At 68.0% G+C, this 26,001-nt stretch carries 23 protein-coding genes; 17 read left to right on the top strand and 6 right to left on the bottom strand.

All coding sequences use genetic code 11. The annotated features are described in order from the left end of the window. Nucleotides 1-135 precede the first annotated feature (135 nt). From AB5J55_RS19080 to AB5J55_RS19070, 3 genes are all read left to right on the top strand, one after another. Nucleotides 136-1,053: a pyridoxamine 5'-phosphate oxidase family protein gene (locus AB5J55_RS19080; RefSeq protein ID WP_369271852.1), complete on the top strand. Its 918-nt coding sequence runs from the start codon at nt 136-138 to the stop codon at nt 1,051-1,053. 40 nt (nt 1,054-1,093) lie between these two features. After that, on the top strand, nt 1,094-2,203 hold the full coding sequence (locus AB5J55_RS19075; RefSeq protein WP_369271851.1) for a hypothetical protein: 1,110 nt from the start codon (nt 1,094-1,096) through the stop codon (nt 2,201-2,203). 138 nt (nt 2,204-2,341) lie between these two features. Beyond that, a complete protein-coding gene (locus tag AB5J55_RS19070; protein ID WP_369271850.1) occupies nt 2,342-3,352 on the top strand; it encodes a LuxR C-terminal-related transcriptional regulator in 1,011 nt (336 codons plus the stop codon). Nucleotides 3,353-3,431: 79 nt separating this feature from the next. On the opposite strand, the gene AB5J55_RS19065 is transcribed toward AB5J55_RS19070, so the two are convergent. Both AB5J55_RS19065 and AB5J55_RS19060 read right to left on the bottom strand, forming a co-directional pair. Beyond that, complete coding sequence (locus AB5J55_RS19065; protein WP_369271849.1) at nt 3,432-5,282, bottom strand: hypothetical protein; 1,851 nt, start codon at nt 5,280-5,282, stop codon at nt 3,432-3,434. A 34-nt stretch (nt 5,283-5,316) separates the two neighbouring features. After that, nucleotides 5,317-7,107: an amino acid adenylation domain-containing protein gene (locus AB5J55_RS19060; RefSeq protein ID WP_369271848.1), complete on the bottom strand. Its 1,791-nt coding sequence runs from the start codon at nt 7,105-7,107 to the stop codon at nt 5,317-5,319. A 250-nt stretch (nt 7,108-7,357) separates the two neighbouring features. On the opposite strand from AB5J55_RS19060, the gene AB5J55_RS19055 reads away from it, so the two are divergent. Beyond that, entirely contained in the window at nt 7,358-8,131 is a 774-nt protein-coding gene (locus tag AB5J55_RS19055; protein ID WP_369271847.1) for a phosphotransferase, read from the top strand. A gap of 21 nt (nt 8,132-8,152) precedes the next feature. Here the strand turns inward: AB5J55_RS19055 and AB5J55_RS19050 are convergent, their stop codons facing one another. The 4 genes from AB5J55_RS19050 to AB5J55_RS19035 all read right to left on the bottom strand — a co-directional run bounded on the left by AB5J55_RS19050 (nt 8,153) and on the right by AB5J55_RS19035 (nt 11,976). Beyond that, on the bottom strand, nt 8,153-9,409 hold the full coding sequence (locus AB5J55_RS19050; RefSeq protein WP_369271846.1) for an MFS transporter: 1,257 nt from the start codon (nt 9,407-9,409) through the stop codon (nt 8,153-8,155). Nucleotides 9,410-9,422: 13 nt separating this feature from the next. After that, nucleotides 9,423-10,025, bottom strand: a complete 603-nt coding sequence (locus tag AB5J55_RS19045; protein WP_369271845.1) for a hypothetical protein — start codon at nt 10,023-10,025, stop codon at nt 9,423-9,425. Nucleotides 10,026-10,282: 257 nt separating this feature from the next. Beyond that, nucleotides 10,283-11,431, bottom strand: a complete 1,149-nt coding sequence (locus AB5J55_RS19040) for a hypothetical protein (RefSeq protein WP_369271844.1) — start codon at nt 11,429-11,431, stop codon at nt 10,283-10,285. A gap of 14 nt (nt 11,432-11,445) precedes the next feature. Beyond that, nucleotides 11,446-11,976, bottom strand: coding sequence for a nucleoside 2-deoxyribosyltransferase (locus tag AB5J55_RS19035; protein WP_369271843.1), 531 nt, complete (start codon nt 11,974-11,976; stop codon nt 11,446-11,448). 459 nt (nt 11,977-12,435) lie between these two features. Here AB5J55_RS19035 and AB5J55_RS19030 point away from each other — a divergent pair, with 459 nt between their 5' ends. The 13 genes from AB5J55_RS19030 to AB5J55_RS18970 all read left to right on the top strand — a co-directional run bounded on the left by AB5J55_RS19030 (nt 12,436) and on the right by AB5J55_RS18970 (nt 25,959). Further along, nucleotides 12,436-13,773 carry a hydroxymethylcytosylglucuronate/cytosylglucuronate synthase gene (locus AB5J55_RS19030; protein ID WP_369271842.1) on the top strand — a complete coding sequence of 446 codons (1,338 nt, stop codon included), beginning with the start codon at nt 12,436-12,438 and terminating at the stop codon, nt 13,771-13,773. Then, on the top strand, nt 13,757-14,944 hold the full coding sequence (locus AB5J55_RS19025; RefSeq protein ID WP_369271841.1) for a DegT/DnrJ/EryC1/StrS family aminotransferase: 1,188 nt from the start codon (nt 13,757-13,759) through the stop codon (nt 14,942-14,944). The genes AB5J55_RS19030 and AB5J55_RS19025 overlap by 17 nt, the downstream gene beginning before the upstream one ends. Next, nucleotides 14,941-15,762, top strand: coding sequence for a phosphotransferase enzyme family protein (locus tag AB5J55_RS19020; RefSeq protein WP_369271840.1), 822 nt, complete (start codon nt 14,941-14,943; stop codon nt 15,760-15,762). The genes AB5J55_RS19025 and AB5J55_RS19020 overlap by 4 nt, the downstream gene beginning before the upstream one ends. A 51-nt stretch (nt 15,763-15,813) precedes the next feature. Continuing rightward, complete coding sequence (blsE, locus tag AB5J55_RS19015; RefSeq protein WP_369271839.1) at nt 15,814-16,806, top strand: cytosylglucuronate decarboxylase; 993 nt, start codon at nt 15,814-15,816, stop codon at nt 16,804-16,806. 125 nt (nt 16,807-16,931) lie between these two features. Continuing rightward, nucleotides 16,932-17,798: a hypothetical protein gene (locus AB5J55_RS19010; protein ID WP_369271838.1), complete on the top strand. Its 867-nt coding sequence runs from the start codon at nt 16,932-16,934 to the stop codon at nt 17,796-17,798. A 62-nt stretch (nt 17,799-17,860) separates the two neighbouring features. Further along, nucleotides 17,861-19,027: an aminotransferase class I/II-fold pyridoxal phosphate-dependent enzyme gene (locus AB5J55_RS19005; protein ID WP_369271837.1), complete on the top strand. Its 1,167-nt coding sequence runs from the start codon at nt 17,861-17,863 to the stop codon at nt 19,025-19,027. A gap of 19 nt (nt 19,028-19,046) precedes the next feature. Next, on the top strand, nt 19,047-19,817 hold the full coding sequence (locus tag AB5J55_RS19000) for a dihydrodipicolinate synthase family protein (RefSeq protein WP_369271836.1): 771 nt from the start codon (nt 19,047-19,049) through the stop codon (nt 19,815-19,817). Nucleotides 19,818-20,325: 508 nt separating this feature from the next. Continuing rightward, the gene (locus tag AB5J55_RS18995) at nt 20,326-20,982 is read left to right on the top strand and encodes a hypothetical protein (RefSeq protein WP_369271835.1); all 657 of its coding nucleotides are present in this window, start codon (nt 20,326-20,328) and stop codon (nt 20,980-20,982) included. Nucleotides 20,983-21,041: 59 nt separating this feature from the next. Beyond that, nucleotides 21,042-21,824: a hypothetical protein gene (locus tag AB5J55_RS18990; RefSeq protein ID WP_369271834.1), complete on the top strand. Its 783-nt coding sequence runs from the start codon at nt 21,042-21,044 to the stop codon at nt 21,822-21,824. A gap of 53 nt (nt 21,825-21,877) precedes the next feature. Beyond that, complete coding sequence (locus AB5J55_RS18985; RefSeq protein WP_369271833.1) at nt 21,878-22,630, top strand: thioesterase II family protein; 753 nt, start codon at nt 21,878-21,880, stop codon at nt 22,628-22,630. Between the two features lie 59 nt (nt 22,631-22,689). Next, nucleotides 22,690-22,977, top strand: a complete 288-nt coding sequence (locus AB5J55_RS18980; protein WP_369271832.1) for a phosphopantetheine-binding protein — start codon at nt 22,690-22,692, stop codon at nt 22,975-22,977. Next, nucleotides 22,970-24,532: an amino acid adenylation domain-containing protein gene (locus tag AB5J55_RS18975; RefSeq protein WP_369271831.1), complete on the top strand. Its 1,563-nt coding sequence runs from the start codon at nt 22,970-22,972 to the stop codon at nt 24,530-24,532. The genes AB5J55_RS18980 and AB5J55_RS18975 overlap by 8 nt, the downstream gene beginning before the upstream one ends. 44 nt (nt 24,533-24,576) lie before the next feature. Continuing rightward, nucleotides 24,577-25,959: a condensation domain-containing protein gene (locus AB5J55_RS18970; RefSeq protein ID WP_369271830.1), complete on the top strand. Its 1,383-nt coding sequence runs from the start codon at nt 24,577-24,579 to the stop codon at nt 25,957-25,959. Nucleotides 25,960-26,001: the final 42 nt, after the last annotated feature.

Genomic DNA, 26,001 nt, shown 5'->3' with positions numbered 1-26,001 from the left:
AGGTTTGGTGGCGGCCGCGACTCGGTGACACGTTGACACCATGCCAGTTCTTGCCACCGGAAGTTTCTTGATCACCACTGGACCCGTGCCTAACATCGCGTGCATCGTTTGTCGTACAAATCGAATCGGGGGAAAATGCCACGGGATTCCGACCGGCCGGCGAATTTCCATTCCGGTGAGCTGACTGCTCAGATCCGGGCCGGCCAGACAGTCGAAGCGGAATGTCTCGGACCAGTCGTCAAGCCGTTCCTCGCGGAGGGTGGACGATCACTCATAGATTCCGCACGCATTGCCGTGGCAACGACGATTGGTCCGAACGGCGCACCGATGCTGTCGCTGCTCGCCGTCGATGCCGGGGCATTCGGCGCGCTCGGTTCGTCGGGTCTCACGATCCCGCGCGCGGCCGTCAGCTCCGAGGACGCCTTGTTCGACAACCTGCGACGAGATCGCAGGATCGGTCTCGTGTACCTCGATCCGTACACGCGTCGACGCTTCCGGGTCAACGGTGAGGTCGTGGACTCCCGCACCGACCCGCTCGAGGTGTCCATCCTCGAGGCGTTCCCCAACTGCAAGAAGTACCTGGTCCGTCAGCAGTTGACGTCGTCGAAGCAGGTCTGTCCGAAGGCGGCGACCCGCGGCCGGTCGATCACCCGGGCCGACGCCGCCCTGCTGTGCCAGGCATCGCTGGTCTTCGTCGGCACCGCAAATCCGCAGGGCCAGCTCGACGCGGCGACCCGCAGCGGGGACCCGGGGTTCATCCGCGAGGTCGCGCGGAACACGTTCGAGATCCCGGACTTCGCCGGAAACGCCATGTACCAGACCATCGGCAACCTCCTGCTGGAGCCGCGGGCGAGTATCGGCTTCGTCGCCGGTGACGAGTTCGTCGTGTTGACGGGTTCGTCGACCACGCACTGGGAGGACGAGGCGGAACGATCGGGAGGCAACGGCCGCTTCTGGCGCTTCACGCCGCGTTCCTGGCGGCGGGTACCGCTCCCGATGCCGGTGGAGCTCAGCGGCTACGACCGGTCCCGGCACACCCCCGTCCTCGATTGATGACCTGCTCCTGACGCCCGCACCACTGGGAGGAATCCGCGTGTCCGCAGCGCACGACCTGGCCGACAAGGGTCAGCCGCCGTCGCCCGACCGAGTCTGGGAACTCTGCGAGTTCTACATCCTCGGCTTCGACGTCTCGAGGCTGCTCTACGGGGACGACGGCCGCCCACTCGGCGAGCGGTACGCCGCCGCCCGGGTACGCGAAGGCGTCCCCTATGAGATGCGCCGCTGTCCGTACTCCGGCTCTCGGTCCGGCTACGACATGAACGTCTCAGCGCTGCGTAGCATGCAGGCCGATTGGCCCGACGTCCTCGAGGGCGTCGCGGAGATTCGCGAGGCCTTCCACCGCCGGTACGGCCACGAGGAGCTGGACTGGCGCTGGGTATGGGTGTTCGGCCGGGTACTCACCACACTCCCGACCCTGTACGCGCGGCGGTCTGGCAAAGGAAGCCGCACCGTCGTCCCGCGGCGCATCGCCAGTCTGTACAAGCCGAGCCTCGGGCTGGCGATGACGCCTGAGTACATACTGCTCGCGGGGGGCGACTACAAAACGGCGCCGAGCCCGGACGAGTTCTTCCGGGAGACCGAGGACCGCGGGGTGTTCCTCACGCCGGACGCCGCGTGCTCCGGCCCTGTGCGTCATGTCCGGGAGTTCCTTGAAGTCTGTCTGGGGCCACGCCGCGCGCCGCGTGTGCGGTGGGTGGCGGAACTGGTCGACCTCGACGACCTCATCAGCTACAGCTGGGCGAATGCCGAGCTCGAACTGGCGAAATACCGCTTCCTCCTGGCTCTCGCCTTGAGTGATGGGCCGGACTGGCAGGAAATCTTCGATTCGCCGGCTCCGTCGTCGTTCGACAATCGCGCTTTGGACGAGCTCGCCGCCCAACTCGATGAAGCCATCACGTACCTTGGATTCTCCGAAAGGATCGTCGAACTCGGTCGACGCGACGTCACTTCGTTCGCGGAATGGTGTGAGCTGTTCTCCGACCTGCTCGTGCCGGCCCTGGACATGGTCCACGAGGGTTCGTCGCGACCGACGCTGGACACGACGGACGTGCGTTTGATGGCCCGTCATCTCAGTCGCAGTTGGAGATCATCCGGTATCGACGCCGGACTCGAACTTGCTCGTATACCCGTGGCAAGGATCTGAAGATTGTATGATCAACGCGTGACCTTGATCCACTTCAGAGACCGGCCCTAGGCAGGTACTCAACCCATTTAGGCGTGCCGGTCATCATGGTTCCGGCCGACCACGGCCCAGGGGGATGCCATGTCGATGCCACATGCCGTGACCGCAAGTGCCGAGAGGCTCTACAGACTTCTGGTCGAGAGCGGCGGCTCGGCACCGCGCAACACTCTGCTCGGCGGCGAGTCGTCGGCCGGCGCCGACACGTTCACCGATGCCGACATCGACATCCTCGTCTCCCTGCACCTGGTGAGCGTGGAGTCCGGCACGGGCGTGGTGTCGGTACTCAACCCGCGACTCGCGCTCACCGCTTCCGTTGCCCAGCGCGCCGCGGAGATCAGCAGGCTGCACGCCGAGTCGGAGCAGGTCCGCGCGGGAATCGAGGGCCTGCAGGAGGCCTACGACTCGCTGGGTGGCTTCGGCGACCAAGCGCAGGCGGTCGAACGGAGCAACGACCTCCAGCTCATCCGCTCGCTGCTGAGCCACGCCGGGCAGAACTGCGTGAGCGAGGTGCTCACGGCTCAGCCGGAAGCGCTACAGGAAAGTGCCGTCGCCGACAGCCGTCCACGCGACCTGGCTCTGCTGCAGCGCGGCGTACGGATGCGGACGATCTATCCACACACCGTGCTGTCGAGCCCCGGGGTGCAGCGCCATTTCTCGATCATGCAGGCGGCCGGGTCCGAGATCCGGACCGCCTCCGGGATCATCGAACGGGTCGTCATATTCGACCGCGAGGTTGCCTTCCTGGCCGATCGGAGGGACCGCGGAGGCGGCGCCGTCATCATCCGCGAGCCCGCGGTCGTGGAGTACCTGTACCAGTCACTCGAACAGACCTGGCGGCTGGCGACGCCGTTCGTCTACACCCGGGTCGGCTACGGGGAGACCATCGACGACATCAAGGCCGGCATCCTCCGGCAGATGGCAGCCGGTGCCAAGGACGAGGTGGTGGCCAGGCGCATGAACATGTCCACCCGCACCTGCCGTCGTCACATCTCCGAGATTCTCGCCGAGCTGGGAGCCGACAGTCGCTTCCAGGCCGGCATGCTCGCCGCCAGGCTCGGCTGGATCGACACGTCCTGGACCGACGGCGCCCAGCAGGACACCGCCGTCTGACAGGTCTGCCGCAGCCTGCGCCGAGCCGGTGAAGTGGATCAACCGCGCCGCCGACGAGGCGATTCGGCATGGAGGGTCCTCAAGGGAGAGCCGGGCCCGGTCGGACCCCGAGGTTGTGGCGGGCGATGCTGATGCTCAGGTCCTGGACCGCGTACACCGTGTAGTAGTACATCTGCGGGACGACAGACTCGCCCAGGGTCAGGGTGAACCGGTCCGTGAACACGTCGGCCTTCTCGATCGCCGTGGAACGCAAGGGGGCGTGGAGGGTGTAGTCGGTGAGGTAGGAAGGGGTGTAGAAGCCGTAGTGCACTGTGCCGTTCCTGGCCTGCGAGATTTCGAGCTGCACGGTCACCGACGCACCCATGCATGTGCTCACGGGTGACCTGGTGATCACGGCCGGGCCGTACGCAGGACGGAAGTCGCCGTCGCCGCAGCGCAGGCACCCGACGACCTCGACGTCCGGGATGACGCGGCTCTTGCCGGTTCGGATGAACTTCTGCGCGATGTCTCCGCAGGTGTCGCACGCCACCTGTTCGGGCGTCGAGCGGACCACGCTGCGATCGGCCCAGTAGTCGGGGTAGTCCATCATCGGATCGTCCGGGTCGGTCGCGATCCGTTCGGCGATGGAGCGGTCCAACGCGGCCAGATCGCGCACCAGCTGGGCATGGATGCGCTCCGACTCGGTGGCGGACGTCCGGCACAGCAGCCGGGTGTACTTCTTCAGGAACCTGGCGCAGGCCGCCTTCGACGGGTGGTCGGCGGGGAGGATCCCGCTCTCCGTCCATCCCACGGCCCGGTCGAGCGCGAGGGCCAGGAGCTTGTCGGTCTCCTGTTGCTTCTGATCGCCGGCGCTGACGGCCGCCATGACCGCCGCCGAACCGTTCGGTTCCCACTGCACGCCGTGCCGCAGGAAGACGCCGTACGGGTTGACGTCGGCGATGCTGGCGTTGAGCACGGCCGCCATGTCCGCGCCGGAGTCGTGCTGGGCGAGAAACTGCGCCGACTCCGGCATCCCGACCTGGCTGTTCGTGACGGCGGCGACGACGGTCTGCGCGGTGCCGTCGATGGCCGCCAGCACCATCTGGTAGCGCACGGCGTAGGAGCCGGTGTCGGGGAACGGACCGCTGTGACAGGAACTCAATATCAGTTCGGCCGCCACGAACTCGGAGAACCGAATGAATTTGAGCTTGTTCTCGGGGTCCGGGTAGCCGTAGCCGAATCGAGGCCGCAGTGTGACGGGGCCTTCGGGCGCGTCGACGTCGCTGACTCCGGACAGCGCCCAGTCCCCCAGGAGCAGGACCTGGTCCTTCCCGTGTGACTGGAACTGCAGGCGCCGCCATGGCGACGCGGACAGGAATCCGCGGATGTCACGGGTCTGGAAGTCCTCGTAGGACAACACCTCCACGTCCTTCGGCGGGTCGTCCACGACGTCCTGGCTGGTGAGCAGCGCTTGCCGAGTGACGTCCGGCCTCACCCGGGCGTACTGCTTCGCGATCATCCAGCTCACGGACGCCAGATCCCTGCCGGTCAGCACGGAGACCCCTGGGCGGGGCGCGCAGTAGCCCACGAGTGGCGCCACGATCTCCGACAACAGGTTCTGGTAGAGACCGCAGATGAGCAGCGAGCGCGCACCGGACGCCAACGCGGGGTCCGTCGTCCAGGTGCGTGCCAGCGGGCGCAGCAGGACACGGACGGCGTCCGCCTCGGGGGCGTCGCCGAGGAGGTCCAGGCCCGTGTCGGCGGGTTCCGGAACGTGGACCGTGCCGTAGAGGTCCTCGGCCCTGCCGGCCGACACACGCAGGTCGGGGCGGTCGGAGGCGAGGAAGGGAACTGCCTTCGACTGTCCGTCAAGAAAACGAGTGGCCGCCTGAGACAGGGCAGCGATGGTGTCGCACGGATTGAACATCTCACTGCGCTCGGTGGACGTCACGGCGCATCGCCTCTCTCGTGTTTCTGTATCTGGTTCAAAGGAAGTCCACCTCGTTCTTTGCAGCGTCGATCTCGGCGGCGAGAGCGGACAGGACCGGGTTGGCGACCACCGTGCGGTAATCCAGGATCACCCCGAGTTCACGTTTGATCCGGCTCTGCATGCGGAAGGCGAGCAGGGAGTGGCCGCCGAGCTGGAAGAAGTCGTCGTTGCCGCCCACGCCCTCGGTGCCCAGGAGCGACTCCCAAACCTCCGCCAGGAGACGCTCGGTCTCGGTCGCCGGAGCGGTGTGGTCCTGCTGCCGTGCGTGGTGCTGGTCGAGGAGTTCCTGGAGTCGCCGCACATCACGTTTGCCGTGGTCGCCAGCAGGGATCTCGGGCACGGGGATGAAGTGGCCGGGCACCATGAAGTCGGGCAGTTCGGCCTCGGCGTAGGCGCGCAGTTCCTTCATGGGGAGCGAGTCGTCGAGGACGACGAACGCCGCCAGGCGGCGTTCGGATCCCTCGCCGGAGGGCAGCACGACGGCCTCGTGCACCTGGCGGTGGCGGCACAGCCCGCGCTCCACATCACCGGGCTCGACGCGGTGACCGTGGATCTCGATCCGTGACCCGGCTCGGCCAACGAACTCCAGGCTCCCGTCGGCGCGTTCGCGGACCATGTCGCCGGTGCGGTGGAGCCGCGCCGGGCCCTGGGCGAACGGGGTGGGTACGAAGTGCTCGTCGGTGAGGCCGGCCGCGTCGAGGTAGCCACGAGCGACACCGGGGCCGCCCACGTAAAGTTCCCCGGTTTCGCCCGGGGCGACAGACTGCCGGTCGGGGCCGAGGACGTACACATTGACACCGTGCAGCGGCCGGCCGATGGGAACGGTGTCGAGCTCGGCCTCGACGGCCGTCACACGCTGCGCGGTGCAGGCGGTGGTGATCTCGGCGGGACCGTAGAGGTGGTACAGCTCGCCCTCGAACTTCCCGGCCAGCAGGTCTCGGCAGACCGACGACAGGAGAACGTCCCCGTCGGCCTGGAGGACGCGCAGCGAGGCGAACGCGTCGCGGTCCGCCCGTACGACGTGGTTGACGACCACGGCCGGGACGAGCATCGCAGTGATGCGCCGGCGCTTCATCTCACGCTGGAAGTCCGCGTCGAGCAGCTCAGGGACCGGCGGCAGCACGGTCACTTCTGCGCCGTGTGCGAGCGTCGCCCACATGTCGAAGTGGAAAGCGCCGGATGAGGGGCTGGAGATCTGGCCGACGCGATCCTCGGGAAGCAGCCGAGGCAGACCCGGGTTGATGGCGAAGGACACGATGTTGCGGTGCTCCAGGGTGAGGGCCTTCGGCGTCCCGGAGAACCCCGAGGTGAAGACGACACTCGCGGCGCCGGCGGGGGTCGCATGGTCGTCGGAGCCCGGTCGCACCTCGGTGGTCGGCTGGCTGCGGAACGGCAGTACGTCGAGGGCGAGAGCGCTCAGGTCGTCATGCCGTTCCGGCTGGGCCACCACGAGCTTCGCGCCGCTGCGCGTGAGCATCAGGTCCCGGCGGGCCACGGGGTACCGGGTGTCGACAGCGACGTAGGCGGCACCCGCCTTCACTATGCCGAGGACGGCCACGAAGACATCGACGGAGCGCTCCAGGTAGAGGCCGACGCGGTCTTCGGCCGCGACGCCGTGCCCGCGCAGGGTGTCGGCGAGGACGTCGGAGCGTCGGTCCAGTTCCGCGTACGTCAGCGTCTGCTGGTCGTCGGAGACCGCCGGCCGGTCGGCGAATCGAGCGACAGCGGCAGCGAAGAGCCCGGTCAGAGTCCCGGCGTCGGCGGCCGGTCGGGCAAATGCGGTCACGGCGATATCTCCTGGGAGGGTCGGGGGGCGGGGTGGCTCGGCCGTGTTTGAATTCGGAATTCCCGATGCGGCAAGCATTGTTCGGCGTCCGGTTGCGTGACAACGCAATGGTGCTGACAACAAGTGCGCGGGCAACTTGAAGGCGCCGGAAATCAAGGGTCGGGGCCACGCCCCCACCCGCCGCCTCTCTGCGGCCGGTCCGGGGGATCGGCTGAACCGACGTGCAAGTGACGGGAGTTATCATCGCTGGGTGATTGAGGACGGCGCCAGCGACCAGGGCAGCGTGACCACGGTTCGGCGGGTCGGCGACACCATCAGACGCCCCGTGAGGGAGTGGACGCCGGCGGTGCATTCGCTGTTGCAGCACTTGGAGGCGGTGGGCTTCCGCAAAGCGCCGCGCGCGCTGGGCGTGGAAGGCCAGGAGGAGGTGCTGTCCCTGCTCCACGGGGAGCCTGCCTTCAAGCCTTGGCCTCCTTTTCTGCGCTCTACGCACGGACTGGTGGAACTCGGGCACTGGCTGCGGGACTACCACCACGCCGTGCGTGATTTCCGGCCTTCGCCCGGCACTCGCTGGCAGCTGCGCGAAGAGGAATGGAAGCCGGGCATGGTGATCCGGCATGGCGACCTCGGCCCGTGGAACTCCATCTGGGACGGCGACCGCCTGACCGGTTTCATCGACTGGGACTTCGCGGCACCCGGATACGCCATCGACGACCTGGCGCAACTCGCCTGGTACGCAGTGCCGTTGCGCCCCACCAATCCCGAACGGGATGCAGGCGTCACCGGCATGACGGTGTTGCGTACCCGCCTCGCGGTTCTCTGCTCCGCTTACGGAGCGCAGCCGCCAGCCGTGCTGGACGCCTTGGAAGGGCTTCAGGAACGCGAAGCCGAACGCATCCAACACCTGGGCGCGCGCGGAATCGAACCATGGGCCTGCTTCCTGGCACGGGGCGATGCGACTGAGATGCGCGACGAAGCGCACTGGCTTCAGGAGAACCGTGGCCTGCTGTTCGGCGGGGCGTGAGATGGATCGGCTCCATTTCGTTCATCGGCCCGAGCCTTCGAGCGCCGCGGGGAGCGCCGGCGCGACCGCGGGGGTCAAAGGTTTGGCCCACAGCTTGCGACTCCGCCAGGACATGAGCGCCGCAAGGCCGGCGAGGACCGCCGCGAAGACGAACGCACCTCGGTAATCGCTGTGCACGATCACGAAGCCGCCGGTCTGCGCTCCGATCGCTGTGCCACAGATGGCTGCGGACGTCATGATGGCGAAGCCACTGTTGCGTTGCGTCTCCGGCACCGTGCGCGCCACGAGGTCGTACTCCGTCGCGATCACGGGCACCACGAGGATGGCGCCCGCTGACAGGGCCAGCACCATCGTGGTGAAGGAATACGCGAAAGCGGGTACCAGGTACGACACGGCCAGGCCCGTGACACCGATGCAGTACAGCGTCTCCTTGGGCATCCGCCATGTCCTGACGGCGTACGCGGCCCCCGCGGCCAGGCCGATGCCGCCGGAGATGGCCCACAGGGGACCGGTCAGCGCCGCGGAACCGATCGACACCGCGAACGCCGGAACCGCGACCTGCTCCACACCGCCCGCGATCGCCTCGATGACCATCCGGATGGTCAGTGCGCGAAATCCGCGCTGCCGCAGCGGGGCGAGTGCGCCGTGTGATCCGCGTTCGTTGCTTTCGCCTGATTCCGGCGCCCGGGGGACAGTGCGCATGATCGGGAGGAACGACAGCCCGACGGCCGATCCACCCAGGAGGACGGCTCCAGCAGTCAGCGCCGTCTGAGCGCCGCCGAACAGGAGAAAACCCGAGAGCGCCAGGGGACCGAGTATCGCGAACAGCGATCCGGCCATGGCCTCGGCGGTGAAGATCGCGTCTCGCTCGTCGTCCTGCGCCCGATCCGTGACCATCGACCGGAGCACGGAGCCGATCGGCGGTGTCGACAGTCCGGCCAACAGACAGAGGACTGCGTTCAGAGGCACGAAGGACGGGGACTGGAGGGACAACGCTCCCAGCGCCAGCAGATGCACGATGCCGGTGAGGCGCAGGGCGAAGGGGCGACTGCGTCGGTCCGCCAGGTGGCCGAGCCAGGGAGCTGCCGCCGCGACCCCGAAGTTCAGCATCGCGACGTAGAACCCACCGAGAACGGCGGACCGACCTGCCGCATCGGTCCACAGCACCAGCGCGACAGAGGTCATGTACAGGGGCAGTCGACCGACGAAGGCCAGGAGAAACGGCAGATGCACCCAACGGACTGCGGCGAGAACCCTCAGCTGGTTACCAGTCTTCATCGTGATCCAATTCTCAGGACGTCAAGCTGTCACGGAAATCGAGGGCGAGTGCCCGGAGACTTCTCCCGAAGACGGACTGGACGACCCGCTCCGGCCACCAGTCGAGCGGCAGGGCCTCAAGGTTCGTCATGGTGATCCTCTCGCCCACCGGTGCGTCCTGGACGAGGCATGCCCGCCCGCTCGGTGCGGGCATGGCGAGGGCCGCCAGGTAGGGGGCGTCAGGGCCCAGCGCGGCTCGAACGGCGTCGACCATGTGGGCTCCCTCCACGATGCAGGCGCCGTCGGGGAGTTCGCGGTAGCGGGCGAGGTACCACGTGAACGCGATGAGGATGTCGTCCTCGTTCTGGAAGCCCCGTGGGTGGTCGATGTCGGGTTGGAACGGGGCGAAGATCCCGTACAGCGTCGATGTGTCGACCGAGGCGGCGGACGCCGGGGGGCGAGTGTTGACCTCTACCTTGCTCGGTAGGCCCAGCTGGTCCGCGAGTTCTTTCGTCGCGGTCGCCACCGCGTCCGCGACGTGCGCGAACTGCTCGGCTCGGCGCGGGTACTTCAGCTGTTCCTCGGCCAGATTGATCCGGACGACCACGTCGCTCGGCTTGCCGGCCGCGAGCAGCATCGGGAGCAAAACCTCCCAGACGACGCTGACGGGCAGCTGTCTGACATCCCCGGAACTCTGCCCTATGCAAGGCTGCGTGGCGAACGCGGGGGCGGTGAGCAACTCATCGATCCGGTCGCCGAATGAGCCGAGAACGATCCCCGCTCCCCGATCGCCGGGGCAGGGGACGAGGCCCGAGTCCCGCCACATCGCCGGCGTCCCCTCGCCTGCAGCCGTCATCCTGCGGCCGGCCAGACCCCACTGTTGCATTGTGTCGATCACAGCAGATCCAGTCCGGTGGGGTGCAGGCGGTCGATTCCGACGCCCAGGCAGAAGCTCGGTCCGCTGTTGCGGGCGAACGTCGTACCGTGGTCGTTCGGCGACGACACGGCCGTCCCGGCGCCCGGGTCGCCGTCCGGGATCGTCCGTTCGTTCGTGTGTGCCCACAGCAGGTCCAGGTCGGCCAGGCGGTCGATTCCGACGCCCAGGCAGAAGCTCGACCGGCCGTCGCGCACGAACGTCGTACCGTGGTCGTTCAGCGACGACACGGCCATCCCCGCACGCGGCTCGTCGTCCGCAACCGTCCATTCGCTCTTCCGCGTCACGCCGGGCGTGAAGCCGTCGAGCGCCGGCGCCCAGTCGCCCTTCGAGAACCGGTCAAGTACGGCCGCGACCGCGCGTTTGATCTCCGCCATCGCCGTCGGCGCGTTCTCGGTGGGTCCGCACCACACGGCCTCCCAGACCCGGTAGGCCTCAAGCCGTCCCGCGCTGTCCCATCGCCGTGCCGGTTCCCGTCGGTAGGCGTATCCGATGCCGCAGTACAGGCCGTCAGGACGTTCGTCGAGCTCTTCCAGCAGCTCCAGACATGCCGCATGCTGCAGGCGACCGGTCTCCAGCGACGAGGCGACATTCTGCGGGTGGTCACGACCGGTGCCGGCATTGGTGAGCATCGGGTACCACACCGAGGTCGGATCGAAAGCGGCCACAGCCGCGTCGAGGTCGGCGACGAGATCCGTGATCGCCACGGCAGGCTCGCCGACCAACATGACGCTGCCGGTCCTGCCGGTGGCGGCGGGCCTCGTGGCCGCACCGACGACGACATCTCCGAGTGATGTGCGGGCCCGGTCGAAGCCGTCGTGAGCCGCTCCGAGGCGGCCGGTCTCGTCGAGCGGTCGGTACCAGTGTTTCTCCACGCCCGCCGGGGAGTTCGCCAGGTGCTGCGACAGCGTTTCGACCGTGTCGAAGCATGCCGGCGTGAAATCGGACCAGGCGTCGCGGGACAGCTCGTACTCCGCCGCGGTCAGGAGTTCGGCCATGAGGAGTGAATCGATGTCACCGCGCAGTGGACTTTCGGCCGAGACCGTGAGACCCAGGTTCTTCAAGAGCCAGCGGATCACCCAGTCACGTTCAAAGTACCCGTCAGTCATGATGCTTCTTCCTGTCAAGAAGCCGCGCGGACCGCATGGCGGGTGGACCGTGCGATCGACTCGAGCAGTGTTCCGGGATTCTCGGTCACTTCGATGTCATCGAAGAGCGATACCTCGGCGATCTCCGGCAGACCGCGGAGCAGGTGACTCGCATTGGACGCCATGGGCTGCCGCGTGACCAGCATGATGGGCTTGCGAAGCGCCGATGCCCAGCCCATCTCGACGTGCGTCCCGTCTGTACGCAGCAGGTCGTCCCCCAGCACGGGCAGCACCGGAACGAAGACGTCGCACCGGCGCATCCAGTCGAAGTCCCGAACCGAGACCTGCTGGGGGGAGAACAGCGGGGTGTCGACTCCGAACTTCTCGGCGACGTGGGCCGAGAAAACGGTGCCGTTGGCTTCCTGGACCGCCTCGATGATGCCGTGAAGCGTGCGGCGAAGTGGCGAGTAGAACCCGTCGTCCTCGATCGCGTACTGGATAGGCCCGCCGACGAAGACATTGATTCCCGCGAGATCGACGCTTACCTGGACTGGGGCAGCCTGCAAGGTGTCACCTCTTGAGTGGAATGAATGGAAAGAACTGGAGATTGGTAGCGGCACTCGATCCAATAGGGGCCGCACGCTTCCGGGAAGGTTCGCCGGCATGCGTGAAGCACTCGAATGTGCTCCAGAGAAAAGTGCCGTTCTCCCGACGCCAATTGTCATCGGCGCTGTGGTGCGGATGACGTTAGGGGCGATTGCTGGAGGCTGTCAACACATTCGTTTCCTGTTACGGATTCGGTCCGCAGTCTGCAACCGTCCGTCATCGGCTTTCGCCATCAGCCGCCGCGGTAAGCCAGATCTTAGCTGATCAGGCGCCTGAAGAACGGCTTGGTCAGTGTCAGCAAGTCTGTCGGCCACTTGTGGTCAGTAGCTTTCGGTGGACTCGCTCAGCCGGAGTGTGGAGTATCTCTACGGGCTGCCGCAAAAGGCAGTCTGAATTCTTGACCGGATGATTCGGCCCAGATGGCGAGGGCCGCCCGGCCGGAAGTTTCTGCCCGCATGGGGGGATACATGACCAGCACCGGGTCGCTTTTCTCGGCCCATGGAGAAGAACCTGTCGTCGCAATCGCCGGCGTGCAGTTCGGTTGGGGCAGCGTCGGAAAGATCGCCGCTGTCATGGACGTATTGCGTGCCAGGCACGGCGATCGTCTCGGCTTTGTCGGACTGGCCTCGGCGCTTGGACGGCCGGTGCTGGGCGCGCACCCGATCGACGCCTGGCTGGACGTGCCGGCCGACGACGGGGAGCTTGCCGCGCTGGTCGCGGCCCGTCGCATTTCGGCCGCCCTGGTGGTGCTCGATCCGGAACTGGCCTCCCGGCTCCAGTCGGTGGGGGTGCCGGTGGTGTACCTGGACAGCCTCCCGTTCCTCTGGACGGACCGCGACGAACTGCCCGTCGACGTCGAGGCCTACTGCGCCCAGTTGTGTCCGGCACTGCCTCAGGCCTGCTGGCCGTCGCTGCGGCGCATCCGGTCGCTGCACTGGGTCGGGCCGGTGGTCGGCATGGCCGGGGACGACGGACCGGCGCCGGTGCCCGGCCGGGCGGTCCTCAACCTGGGTGGTCTGGAGTCCCCGTTCCGCGACGGCGACGACAACGCTTATCTGTCGCTCGTCCTGGAGAGCGCCCTCACGGCGTTGCGGGACCAGGGCTTCCGGGAAGTGATCACCACGGGCAATCTGGACCTTGAGCGGCTGCCGCGGACGTCCGCGGCGACCGGGCTCTCGATCCGTGGAGGGCGGCTGCCTCGCGGGGAGTTCCTGGAAGCGCTGCGCACGGCCGAACTGGTCGTCACCTCGCCCGGGCGCACAACCCTGCTCGAGACGGCCTCACTGAACCAGCGTTGCGTGGTGCTCCCACCGCAGAACCTCAGCCAGATCGTCAACGCGGCCGACGTCGCGGGTCAGGTCGATCCCCGGATCGTGGTCGGTTGGCCGGCGGACATGGTGGACGAAGCGGTGCTCGACGCGCACAGGGCGCGCGGCGAGGCGGAAGCCGTCCGCTACCTCTACGGGTGCATCGCGGCCGCCGCCGAACGGCGGTCCGAGCACAGCTCTTGGCTCACCGCCCGGCTGAGCGAGGCCATCGAGGCCTCAGGCCGGCCCGGCGCCCGGATGGCGCCGTTCTCCGGATCGACCGGGGGCGACGGTGCCACCGAGGTGGCCGACATCGTGGACCTGGTCGTCGAGCGGACGCGGCCCGGGCACGCGGGCGTCCGCCCTCCAGCCGCAGCAACTTTGCGTATTCACAACCAGCTTAGCGACGCGCGAGAGATGGAGACATATGCCCATGCGGCATCCCGATGAACTCAAGCAGGACCGGTCCCTGGCGATCAACGGCGGCACCCCCCGGTTCGACGAACTCCCCTGGGAAGACACCGGAATCGTCGCCGAGGCGGCCGACGACGTGGCCGCGCTGATCCGCACCCGGCGCACCGTCTACTGGGGCGGAGGCCCGCACAGCAAGCGCCTGGAGGCGGACTTCGCGGCGCTGATAGGCCGTGACCGCGCCTTCTTCCATCAGTCCGGGACCGCCGCGCTGCAGACCGCGCTGTTCGCCCTCGGGGTCGATGAGGGCACGCCGGTCGCGCTGAGCGACTCGGGCTTCGTGGCCAGCCTCAACGCGATCTATCACCTCCGGGCCCGCCCGGTCTTCCTGCCGACCCATCCCGACACGCTGCAGTGCATCGACGAAGTGGCGGAGTGGACCGACGGAACCCCCGTGCACACGGCTCTGATCACACACTTCTTCGGCAATGTGGCCGACGTCGAAGCCATCCGGCGCTCTTCCGGTGCGCGGTACCTGGTCGAGGACGGTGGCCAGGCACACGGCGCCACGCTGCGCGGAAAGCCGGTGGGCGCGTACGGCGAGATCGGCTCCTTCGCGGGTTCTACGAAGAAGCTGGTCACCGCCGGGCAGGGTGGCCTCAACGTCTATGACGACCCGGACATCGACTGGCGGATGCGCACCTACGGGCACCACGGCAAGTCCGGCAACTTCGAGGGAGTCTTCCCCGGGTACAACTTCCGCGGCGGTGAGATCGAGGCGATCCTGGCCCATGCCGCCCTGCGGCAACTGCCCGAGCGGGTCGCCGCGCGCAACGCCACGGCCGACGCCATGTTCGAGATCTTCGACGCGGCCGGGATCCGCACCGCTCGGCCGGCCGTCGGCCTCGACTGCACTCCGGCCTGGTTCGATGTGGCGCTCATCCTCGACGAGGAGTGGGCAGGCCACCGTGACTGGCTGGTGGACGCGCTGGTCGCCGAGGGCATCCCGGGCTGGCATTACCCCGCCCTGATCGGCATGCCGTGGGTCAAGCCCTGGATGACCTCGCGGGGCTGGTGGGGTGAGCGTGAGGAGCACCTCCTCGGCACCGAGCGCGCCCTGTGGGACCGGACCCTGGTGCTCGGCACCCAGATGAGCCCTCAGGACGCCCGGAGGATCGCGGCCGCCACGGCGGAGCTGCTGAAGGGATGAGCGCCGGCGAGCTCGACCGGGCGGCGGAGGTGTTGCGGCGGTGCGGAGACTCGGGCGTACGCGACGTGCGCCTGATGCACGGCGGCAACTGCACGGTCTACATCGGCTCCGAACTCGTGCTGCGGGTGGGCAGGTCCTGGCCGCTGGACACCGCACAGGAGCTGAGCTGCTGGCGGGTGGCCCGCAGCCACGGCGTGCCCGCGCCCGAGGAGGCGGGCAGCGGAGTGCTGGCCGACGGACGCCCCTACCTGGTGTATCGGCACGTCGCGGGTGTGCCGGTGGAGAGCCGGTCGGGCCTCGCCGCGGCGGGTGAGACGCTCGCCTCGCTGCACACCGTGTCGGGGCACCGGTTCCCCCAGGAGGCCCACAACCTGCCGCGCCGGAGAGCACGTTACGACACTGCCCTGCGCGGAGGCAGGGCAGTGGGCATCCCTGAGGGGTCCTGGGCCGATGCCCTGCTCCGACAGGCGGCCGAGGACTGGCGGACCAGCCGCGAGGTGGCTGGGCACGGCGACTTCCGCTCGCCCAACCTGGTCTCCCGCGGGGGGCGGGTCGCCCTGGTCCTCGATTGGACCGACGCACGCGCGGCCAGCCCCGAGAGCGACCTCGGCCAGCTCGCCCCCGACCAGTTGGACCACCTCCTGCCCGGATACCGGGCCCACGCCCGACGGCAGCCCGACCTCGACCTGGTCGCCGGCCACCTCCTCGCCCGGCACGTGGCGCTGGAGGTGGGTGGCGTCTTTCCCACCGGCACCAGTGCCCGGATCGCCGACGTGGTGAAGGAGCGGCTGCGCCGCGGGAGGTGGGGCCGTGGCTGACCCCCGACCCGCTGTCCGATTCCCGGAACACCCGACTCAAGGAGAGACACGATGAGTGGTGATCGTCACCGCTACCTGTTCATCAGGATTCTGGAGGCCTGCAACGCGGACTGCTTCATGTGCGAGTTCGCGCTCTCACGGGACAGCTACCGCTTCACCGTGGACGACTTCGCCGAGCTCCTGCCTCAGGCCGTCGACGCCGGAGTGGGCTACGTCAGATTCACCGGCGGCGAGCCCCTGATGCACCGGCAGGTCGTGCAGCTGGTCGAGGCCGGCACCGCGGCGGGCATGCGGATGTCGCTGATCACCAACGGCTTCCGACTGCCACAGATGGTCGACACCCTGGCCGCTGCCGGACTCGCGCAGATCGTGGTCAGCATCGACGGTTCCTCGGGGGCGACCCACGACGTCTACCGTCGAACCCCGGGCTGCTTCGACCGCGCGTTGGAGGGACTGCGTGCGGCCAGGGCCGCCGGCATCCTCACCCGGGTCAACACCGTGGCGGGGCCGCACAACTACGAGCAGCTGCCCGAGTTGCAGCGGGTGCTCACCGAAGCCGGCGTGAGCCAGTGGGAGCTGTCGGCGCTCAAGCTGGAGCGCACCATCACCTACCCTTCGCGCGAGGACGTGCTGCGGGTGTGCGACCCGATCTACACCGGAGATCCGGAGCAGGTCCTGGTCCCGCTCGGGAAGCGGTTCTACGGGGACACGCCCGAGGAGCAGGACGCCTTCTTCGACCAGGGCGTCACCCCGCGGGCCTCGCTCCCGCTCTGCTACGTCACCGACGACGTGATCTATCTCGACCCCAAGCAGGGGCGCGCGTTCGGCTGCAGCTGTCTGCCGCACCGGGACGGCGACGGGCCCGGGGGAGCACCGCTGCGGGACGAGCAAGGACGTGTGTTCCTCGACAGCCCCGCACTGCGCAAGCACGCCGAGCTCTTCCGGACCGAAGGACCACGCGTGTGCAACGGCTGCTCGACCACGGCTGCGGGCTACAGCGACGACATGGCCCGGCTCGGAGCCGTCCCGGCCTGGCACTACTGACACCGACCCCTGGAGGTCCGGGCCACGGCCGCTCCCAACCTGAACGTCCCGACCAGCGTGCTCACCTTGCCGGCCTCCCCCTGCTCGCCTCCACGAGCGTGTCATCACCCACCGAGGAGCATGCCTTGACCACACCCGACGACGGGCCCTCACTCGTCCTCCACGCACGCCCCGACGACCTGGAGGCCGCAGCCGACCTGGAGTTCGTGACCGCCCACCTGGCCGAGTTCCGACGGGCCCGCGCGGACGTCTCCGCAACGGCCGCCCTGGTCGTGGGAGATCCGGACCGGTGCGCCGAACTGATGGCGGCCGGCCTGCCCACCGTCTACCTGCACCCCGCCGGAGCCGCCCCTGGTGACCCGGGCACGGCCGATGTGTCCGCGACCATCGTGAGCTGGCAGGTGCCGAGCTGGCTGACCCAGTCGTGCAGCCGGGAAAAGCAGTTCGCCCGGTCCGAGATCCAGGTGGCCAACGTGGCTCCGCCGAGGCGGGTCCGTTCGGCCGGCGGAGACGGCCCGGCCGTCCAGCTGACCGGCGGCTGCCCGGACCCGGAACAGACCGTGGCGGCCCTGCGCTCCGCGCTGCGCGAAGGGGGCCCGGCCGCGGGGCCGGTTCCGGTACTGACCGACCTGGCCGCAGCGGACTGGGCCCGATTGGCGAGCCGGCTGGGCGAGTTCGCCTTCACGCGGGTCGACGTCGCCGATTGGCCCCGCGCCCTGCGTCGGGCCGACCTGCTGGTGGCCGGGCCGACCTTGCTGGCGACGACCTTCGCCCAGTCCGCAAATCTGCCCCTGCGGCTGCTGCCTGCCGTCGGCATCCGACAGTCACGCGTCCGGGAAGCCCTCGGCGTCCTGGTCGGTGGAGCCGATGACCGTACGGACCTGATCGTGACACCGGACGTCTGGCCCGTGGACACAGGCCGGGCGGGAGCGCTCGGCGGCGCGACGCAGCTCGCCCGACAGATCCGGCAACTGTGTCTCGCGCCGGTCTGACCCACACCGTTCCCCCTGCTTCGACCGTCCGACCGAAGCCGTTGAACCGTCCAAGGAGCACCATGTCTGGCACCGCCCTGTCCGTGAGCGCCGCTGACCTCACTCAGCACGAGATTCGGGCCCTGCGCTCGGAGCACAACCTGGCCGACGCCCACACCCACCAGTCCCAGTCCCCGGGCCAGCGCCAGATCGTGGCGTCGCTGCCCCAGCTCTGGTACGAGTCGGAAGCGGGCAAGCAGAGCACGTTCGAACAGCGCTTCATCGATACGTTCTTCCGCTTCCGCGGCCAGCACACCGCTCTCGGCCTCAACCGGACACTGCTGACCTACGCCGCTTCCATCTCCACCGTGATCGCCGGCATGTACCTCAAGCGGCGCGGCGCGCGCGTTTCGCTGATCGAACCGTGCTTCGACAATCTGCGCGATCTGCTGGTCAACCTCGACATCGAGCTGGTGCCTCTGCCGGAGCAGGTGTTGTCGTCCCCGGACACCGTCTATGACCAACTGGCGCAGCAGCCCCGCACCGAGGCCGTCTTCCTCGTCGATCCCAATAACCCCACCGGTCACAGCCTGCTGAGCGGCGGCCGGCGGATTTTCGAGGAGGTGGTCCGGTTCTGCCGGGAGAACGACCGCCTGTTGGTCCTCGACCTCTGTTTCGCCGCGTTCGCGCTCGGCTCTCCCGGCGGGCGGATCGACGTATACGAGATCCTGGAGGCGTCCGGCGTCAGCTACATCGCGATGGAGGACACCGGCAAGACCTGGCCGGTGCAGGACGCCAAGTGCGCCTTGATCACGTCGAGTGCCGACATCCATCCCGACCTGTACAACATTCACACCAGCGTGCTGCTGAACGTCTCCCCGTTCACCCTCAACGTGCTCACCCAGTACATCAAGGACTCCATGGCGGACGGGTTCGCGTCCGTGTCCGACGTGCTGTCGACGAACCGGGCACTGGCCCGGGAACTCACTCAAGGCACCGTGCTGCATCACCAGGAGCCCGCAGTCCCTGTCAGCGTTGCCTGGTTCGAGCTGGCCGAGAGCGCCCCCAAGGCGACCGAACTGCAGCAGGAACTGGCCGACGCGGGTGTCCACGTGCTGCCGGGCACCTTCTTCTTCTGGAGCCGTCCGGAGCGGGGCGAGCGGTGGATCCGCGTGGCGCTCGCCCGCGACCCGGAGGAGTTCGCCGCCTCCATGCGCCGACTGCGCGAGGTGGTGGTGCGTCATGGGTGAGTGGCGTCCAGGCGGGGTCATGGCTCCGCTGATCACGCCGTTCGACGCCGATGGACGGGTTTCCCCGGCCTGTGTGCGGGCCCTGGTGGCCCGGGTGCGCCCGCACGTCCGGGCCGTGGTGCCCACCATCAGCTGTGGCGAGGGTTGGCAGCTGGATCCGGAGAGCTGGCGCACCGTCAATCTTGCGGCTCTGGAGGCGGCCGACGGCCTGCCGGTGCTCACCGGCATCCAGTGCGCTGACCCGGAAGAAGTACTGGCCCGGGGCCGTTGGGCGGCTCAGCATGGTGCCGCGGGAGTCTTCGTGGGCCCGCCGTCGTCGGCCGGCCGCGGCCGGCGGGAGGTGTACCGGGCGTACGCGCGGATCGCGGCATCCCTCGACATCCCCGTCCATCTCTACAACGAGAGCGTGGTCAGCGGCATCGAGCTGGACCTTGGGACGCTGGTTGCGGTGTGCTCGCTGCCCAACGTCGTCGGCGTGAAGGAGTCCAGCCGAGCCCCCCAGGTGACGCGGTCGCTGGTGCACGCGGTGGGGGATGTCGACGTGTATCAGGGCTGGGAGGACCTCCTAACCGCCACGCCCGGGGTTGCCGGGCTGATCGGACCGCTGGCCCTGATCGAGCCGGAGCTCTGCAGTCGGTTCGCGGCCCGCCCGACCCCCGGGCTTCAGGACACGGTCACCGACACCTGTCGCCAACTCGGCCTGTTCGATCCGGACTATGTCGCCCGGACCAAGCAAGCCCTTGTGCGCCAGGGGGTGTTGCGGACGGCAGCCCTGGCGGAATCGAGCTGAGCGGTCGGCCGGTCGGTAGCTTCAAGTTCCGTGCGCACTTGTGGTCAGTACCCGTGTGTTGCGGTGCAGTTGGGAGCTGGGTGATTCTTGAGGTGTCCGGAAATTCTTCGTTCACTGAACCGGTCAGTGCGTTGAGAGTGATATGTGCACTCCGTTTCAGAGGTTGAGCTCGAAGAAATCTGAGAGCTTTTCTTAGGGGGAACAAATCATGTCCGCGAAGTTTTCGTCTGCTCTTGTCGCCGTCGTTCTCGCCGTTTCGGCGGTGGTCGTTTCCGTGTCGGGGACCACTCACCCCGCCCCCGGGCGTGTCGATGCTTCGGCGGCTCCCCGGGCCGTCATGTCGCTGACCGACACCGGCTGGCAGTGACGGAGGAGGACGGGCAGCCGGCCATTCCAGGCCGGCGCCGGTACCCGAGCACAGGAGAGGAACACCGTGGACGGTTCTGGAGGGGACGTGCCCGGGAGCGGACTCCCGCGGCGGCCGTTTTCGTCGGCGGCCCGGCCACTCATGGAATTCATTGCCGCCCATTCGGTCGACGGCCTCTCGTTGGCGGCACGTTGCGTTGAGGTCCGCGACTTCCACCTGGCGGTCCACAGCGTCCGACGAGCAGTCCGGCTGATCGACTTCGCCTGCTCGGTGGCGGCACTCGGCCGGGAGCTCCCGGAGAGCCGGCAGTACCCGGCCGTGGAAGGGTGCCGGACACCCGACGACAGCGGCTCGGCGAAGGTGGTCAGCCTCGTGGGCGGGAACAGGCGGGCCTTCGAGGCGGCCGCCGCCGGGCCGCAGCGGCGGTGCCCGTCGACCGGTCGCGAAACCGAACTGCTCGGGAGGCTTCGGCAGGTGGCGGCGGACCTCTGGGAGGCCTTCGTCGGCGCGGTCGAGTCGGCCGGCGCCACCGACTGGGACTACCTCGGCCGGCTGACTGAACGCCAGGCTCCCGTCGCTGCGCAGGACGGCCGCCTCGCGGAAGCCGCCGAGATCTACCGGGCGTTGGTCGAGTTGAACGCCGCCGCGCTGCGCTGGGAGCGGATCCACTGGTGCGACCGGTCATCGGGGAGCGACAGCTGGTGCGCGGCGTCCAGCATCAGCCCGCTCTTTCCGGTGCTGCCGCCGGCACCCGGCATGCCCGCACCGGGGACCTTCCGGGGAGCGACGAGCTGGTGAGGGCCGCGCTCTCCCCTCCTTGAAAGTCGGGCTACCTTACAGATTGGGCTCATAGGTTTATGAAGAAACCCCAGCTCCTTGTGTTCGACTACCCCGGGCGCCGGGATACGAAGCATGTCAGTGACATGCGACTGGAAGACGACGGATTCGATGTTCGCTATGCGATGAAGAGCGAGCTGCCCGATGAGCTGTACGCCGAGTCATATGCGCGGGTACTGGTCAGGAATTCCGGCGTCGAACCGTCACTGGTGGTCGGCGTCATCGGGTATTGCATGGCGGGACATCTCGCGCAGGAGGCTGCGGCGCAGCTGACCGCCGAGCGGGGAACGGCGCCGACGCTGATCCTCCTGGACAGCGGGCCCTGTCCGGCTGAGGCGGTCGAGGAGGAGTGCCGTACCGCGTTCGCCGCCTTCGGCGGCGACGAGGCGGTCGCGGCCCTCGACGCGGCTTCGTGCGGCCTTCTCTTCTCCGCCGAGGCGCTGCGCAACGACCCGTTCCGGACCATCGAAGAAGTTCGGAATATCCTGCGGAGTTTCGCCATGGAAACGATGGCCGACGACGGGGCGAGCATCGAGGAGGTCCAGGACTCGGCCGAATTGTTCATCAAGCACTACGTGGGCTGGATCACCCATCTCATCGCCGCTCACAACAACGCCGCTCCGCGTTGGAACGGCGACGTACTCCACATCGTTTCCCGCGATCATCCGTTCCAGGGCGACTGGCCGGGCGCGGCGGCGACGAAGTCGGTCGTCGTCGACAGCGTGGGGAACGATCCGTCCAGCGAGGCCGCCACACGGGACTCCATTCTTTCCCATATCCGTCAAACCAGCTTGGCTCGCTGAACGATGGGCCGCGGGGGGAATTCACAGACGCGCACACGATCCTTGGGGACAGCATGACGAAGGGGAATCCCTGGCTGCCGTTCGGCCCCCATTCGGAGGCCGACATCACGCTCCTGTGTCTGCCGCACGCAGGTGCCGGTGCCATCTCGTACAGGAGTTGGGGACAGGGCCTTCCGCCCGAGATCGCGGCGTGCCCGGTCCAGCCTCCCGGTCGTGAGCGACGACGCGGGGAGGAACCGTTCACGAGCGTGGAGCCGCTGGCCAAAGAGCTCGCGAAGGTGATCACCGACTCGGTGCGGGCGCCGTACGCCGTCTTCGGTCACAGCACGGGGGCGCTGTGCGCCTTCGAGACGCTGCGTGAGCTGCGTCGGATCGACGGTCCCCTGCCGGTCCATCTGTTCGTGTCCGGGCGATGCGCTCCGCAGACTCCTCTCACCAGGCACGACCTGGCGGACATGGACCTGGTCGAGCTGGCCGGCCTGCTGCGTCAGCTCGGCGGCACACCGGAGGAGGTCCTTGCCGAGCCGGGTCTGCTCGCTCTGCTCCAGCCTCTGTTGGCCGCCGATTTCTCCGTCAACGAAGGTTACGCGTACGCAGTGGAACCGCCCTTGGACATTCCGATCACCGCCTTCGCCGGGATCGACGACCAGTGCGCGGATGTGGCCTTGACAGAGCCTTGGGCGATACACACCGTACGGGAATTCGCGCTTCACGCGTTGCCCGGCGGACATTTCGCGATCTTTGACTCCCCCGCAGCGGTGCACTCCCAAATCGCCGCGGCGCTCGCCCCGTACTGCAGAAACTGACCGACCATACACGGCAATCGCCCGTATGCCTTTTATTCGAGAAAGCGAGGAGTATGCCCATGACGGCCGGACGCGAGGATTTCGTGGAGGCTCCCTACGAGGCTCCACAGGACGAGCTCGAAAAGCAGGTGGCGGACATCGTGGCCGAGGTACTCGACGTGGACCGAGTGGGCCGTGACGACAGCTTCTACGACTTCGGCGGAACATCCCTGCAAGCGATCCGCATCTGCACACGGATCGAACGAGTCCTCGGCATGAAGGCGCTGCCGCTCTGGTTCTTCTCCAATGATGTCCTGCACGAGTTCGTCCAGGAGCTGCGGACCGAGGCGGAGAAGGCACATGTCTGAGCCGGGCGGAGCCGCGTCGTTGATCCACGCCTCGTTCTCCCGCCACGCCGCCGAGCAGCCCGACGCTCCTGCGCTGATCCTTGATGGTTCAGCCATCAGCTATGGGGTCCTCGACGCGGCCTCGGACGCCTACGCCGCGCTGCTGGCCGCCCATGGGGCGGGCCCCGGGCAGATCGTCCCGCTCGTCCTGCCCCGCTCTCCTCAGCTGGTCGCCGTGGAGCTCGCTGTGCTCAAGTGCGGAGCGGCCTATGCCAACATCGACCCGGACTGGCCGGCCGACCGCCAGGCGGCGATCTTCGCGCAGACGGCACCGAAGGTTGTCGTCACCGGACCCGCCACGGAGGTCGAGGCAGATGCCGAGGTCCTCCGCGTGGAGTTCGAAGACCTCACCGAGCCGGCGGCCAGGGCTTCCGCCTTCACCCCGGCTCACGTCACCGCGGCCGATCCCGCGACGGTGTTCTTCACCTCGGGCACCACCGGTCGTCCCAAGGGCGTCGTCGTCCCGCACCGTGCCGTCACCCGGCTCTTCGGACCCCACGGCCTCGCGGGTTTCGGGCCGGGGCACGTCACACCGCAGGCAGCGGCCATCGCGTGGGACATGTATGCGTTCGAGCTGTGGGGCCAGCTGAGCACCGGCGGATGCGCGGTTCTCGTTCCGCAGGGGCACCTGTTGCCGAACACGCTTCGAGAGCTGATCCACACCGTTGGCGTGGACACGGTGTGGTTGACGACCTCGCTCTTCAATCTCTTCGTCGACGAGGACGTGGACTGCTTCACCGGGGTGCGGCAGATGCTCATCGGTGGCGAGAAGCTGTCCCCCGGACACGTGCGGACCTTCCTTGAGCGCCACCCGTCGATACCGCTGCGCAACGGGTACGGGCCCGTCGAGAACTGCATGCTCACCACAACACACCTCATCCGTCCGCAGGACTGCGACATCGCTGAGGGCATCCCGGTGGGCAGTGTCGTGCCAGGCACGACCGTGCTGATCCTCTCGTCAACGGACACGCCCTGTGCCGCCGGCGAGACAGGCGAGGTGTGCGTCGCGGGAACCGGTCTCGCCGTGCACTACCTGGACGAGCCGGAGATGACGGCGGAGAAGTTCCCCACGGTGGAGATCGACGGTTCTCCGGTACGCATCTATCGCACCGGTGACTTCGGGCTCGTCGACGACGAGGGTGTGCTGCAGTTCCGAGGCCGGCGCGATCGCCAGGTGAAGATCAGCGGATACCGCATCGAGTTGGCCGAGATCGAAAACGCCGCTCGTGGAATCGAAGGCGTCCGCGAGTGCATCGTGGTACCGCTCAGCGCACCGGACGGTCAGGTGAGCGGCCTGGCGTTGTGCTACGTGGCGCAGTCGGTGGACGGTTCCGGGGACACCGACGGCCTCCTGGGCGAGCGAGAGCTGCGCCGTGCGCTGTCCCTCCTTCTGCCCGACTACTTGGTGCCGCGCGTGATCCGGAGGCTGGACCGCTTTCCCGTGACGGCGAACGGCAAGGCCGATCAGGCCGAGTTGCGGCGGATGGCGGCGAGCTCTCGGGGCGGTCGGCCTTGAAGGGCCGAGAACAGCAGGTGCCAACCGGTCCGGGCGTCTACCCGTTGACGGCCGAACAGGAAGCGATCTGGCTGGACGACCATTTGCGGGACGGCGGGTCCCGCTACATCGAATCATGGGTCTACCGTCTCGAAGGCGCCCTCGACCGGGGTGCTGTGCACTGGGCACTGGAGCGGATCGTGGCGCGCCATGAGGGGCTGCGCAGTCGGTTCGGCCTGGACGACGACCGCTTGGTGCAGAGGGTTCTTCCCGAGAAGCACGGACTGGAACTGGAGACCGTGTCCTGCGCCGCCGCGTCCCTCGACGACACCTTGAAAGAACTGGTGCGTCGTCCCATGGACGTGGCCGAGTGCCCCATAAGGGCCACGCTGGTCGAGGTGGCGCAGCATACGACGGTCCTCGTCGTCCAGCTGCACCATCTGGTGGTCGACAGCTGGGCACTGCACACCTTGGAACGGGAATTCGAAGAGCACTATCGGGCTTACGTCGAGCGGCGCCCTGTAGCGGTTGCTCCAGTGGAACTGCAGCCGGGCGCCCACGCGTTGGCCAGGAAGTCGACCCCGAGAGACCCTGCGGTGCGGGCCTATTGGCGGGAGAACCTGCGCGAACTGTCCCCGGATGCGGCCAGCACCCTCGCCGTTGATGACACTCTGGCACCGGCCGGCGCGGGCGGCGAGCCCCCGGATCGCGGGGGGAGAATCACCTTCGAAGTCGACGCCGAGACAGCTCAGCGCGTACGAGCTGTGTGCCGACGACTTCGTGTCACGCCGTTCGCCGTATTCGCATCCATCGTGTCTGTGCTGCTGCACGCGGCCGAGGGCGCGCAGGACGTGGTCTTGGGCACGCCTGTCTCGCACCGCGATTCCGCCAGCCACGACCAAGTGATGGCTCCGATGATTGCGTTGCTGCCGCTGCGTGTGACCGTGGACGCCGACGCGTCCTTCGCGAAGCTGGTGGCCCACGTGCGCACCCGCGCCCACGAAGCGATCACGTACAAGGACATCTCGTACGGCGAACTGGTCGGCATGACACGGCGACGTGGCCAAGTCGGCGGCCGAGGCATGGTCCGCACGGTGCTCGTGGTCGATGACGCCCAGCCGTCACGGATGCGGCTGCCCGGGCTGGAGGCTCGGCGCGTCTATATGGACTCTGGGGTCTCGAAGTTCGACCTGTGTTTCACCCTTGTGGCACAGGACCGGGATTATCGCGGATTCCTGGACTACGCGGTCGACCTCTTCCCCGCCGGTGTGGTCGAGCGGGTCACGGATGACTTCCTGGCCCTGCTCGACAGGGTCTGTGACAACCCGGACGGAACGGTGGCGTGGCTGGTCGACGGCATCGGGGAGGGGGCACGCCCGGGTGTCGGGGATGCCGCGCCGAAGAAACCCGGCCAAAGCCCTGCCCCCGGAAATCGTCAGCTTCGTTGAGGAATTCCGGCCGGAGCGCTCGGCGGAGGGAACTTCACTCGG

This window comes from Streptomyces sp. R11 (assembly GCF_041051905.1).
Classification (GTDB): Bacteria; Actinomycetota; Actinomycetes; order Streptomycetales; family Streptomycetaceae; genus Streptomyces.
The sequence above is the reverse complement of the archived record's forward strand: the minus strand, read 5'-3'. Positions and strand labels throughout refer to the sequence as shown.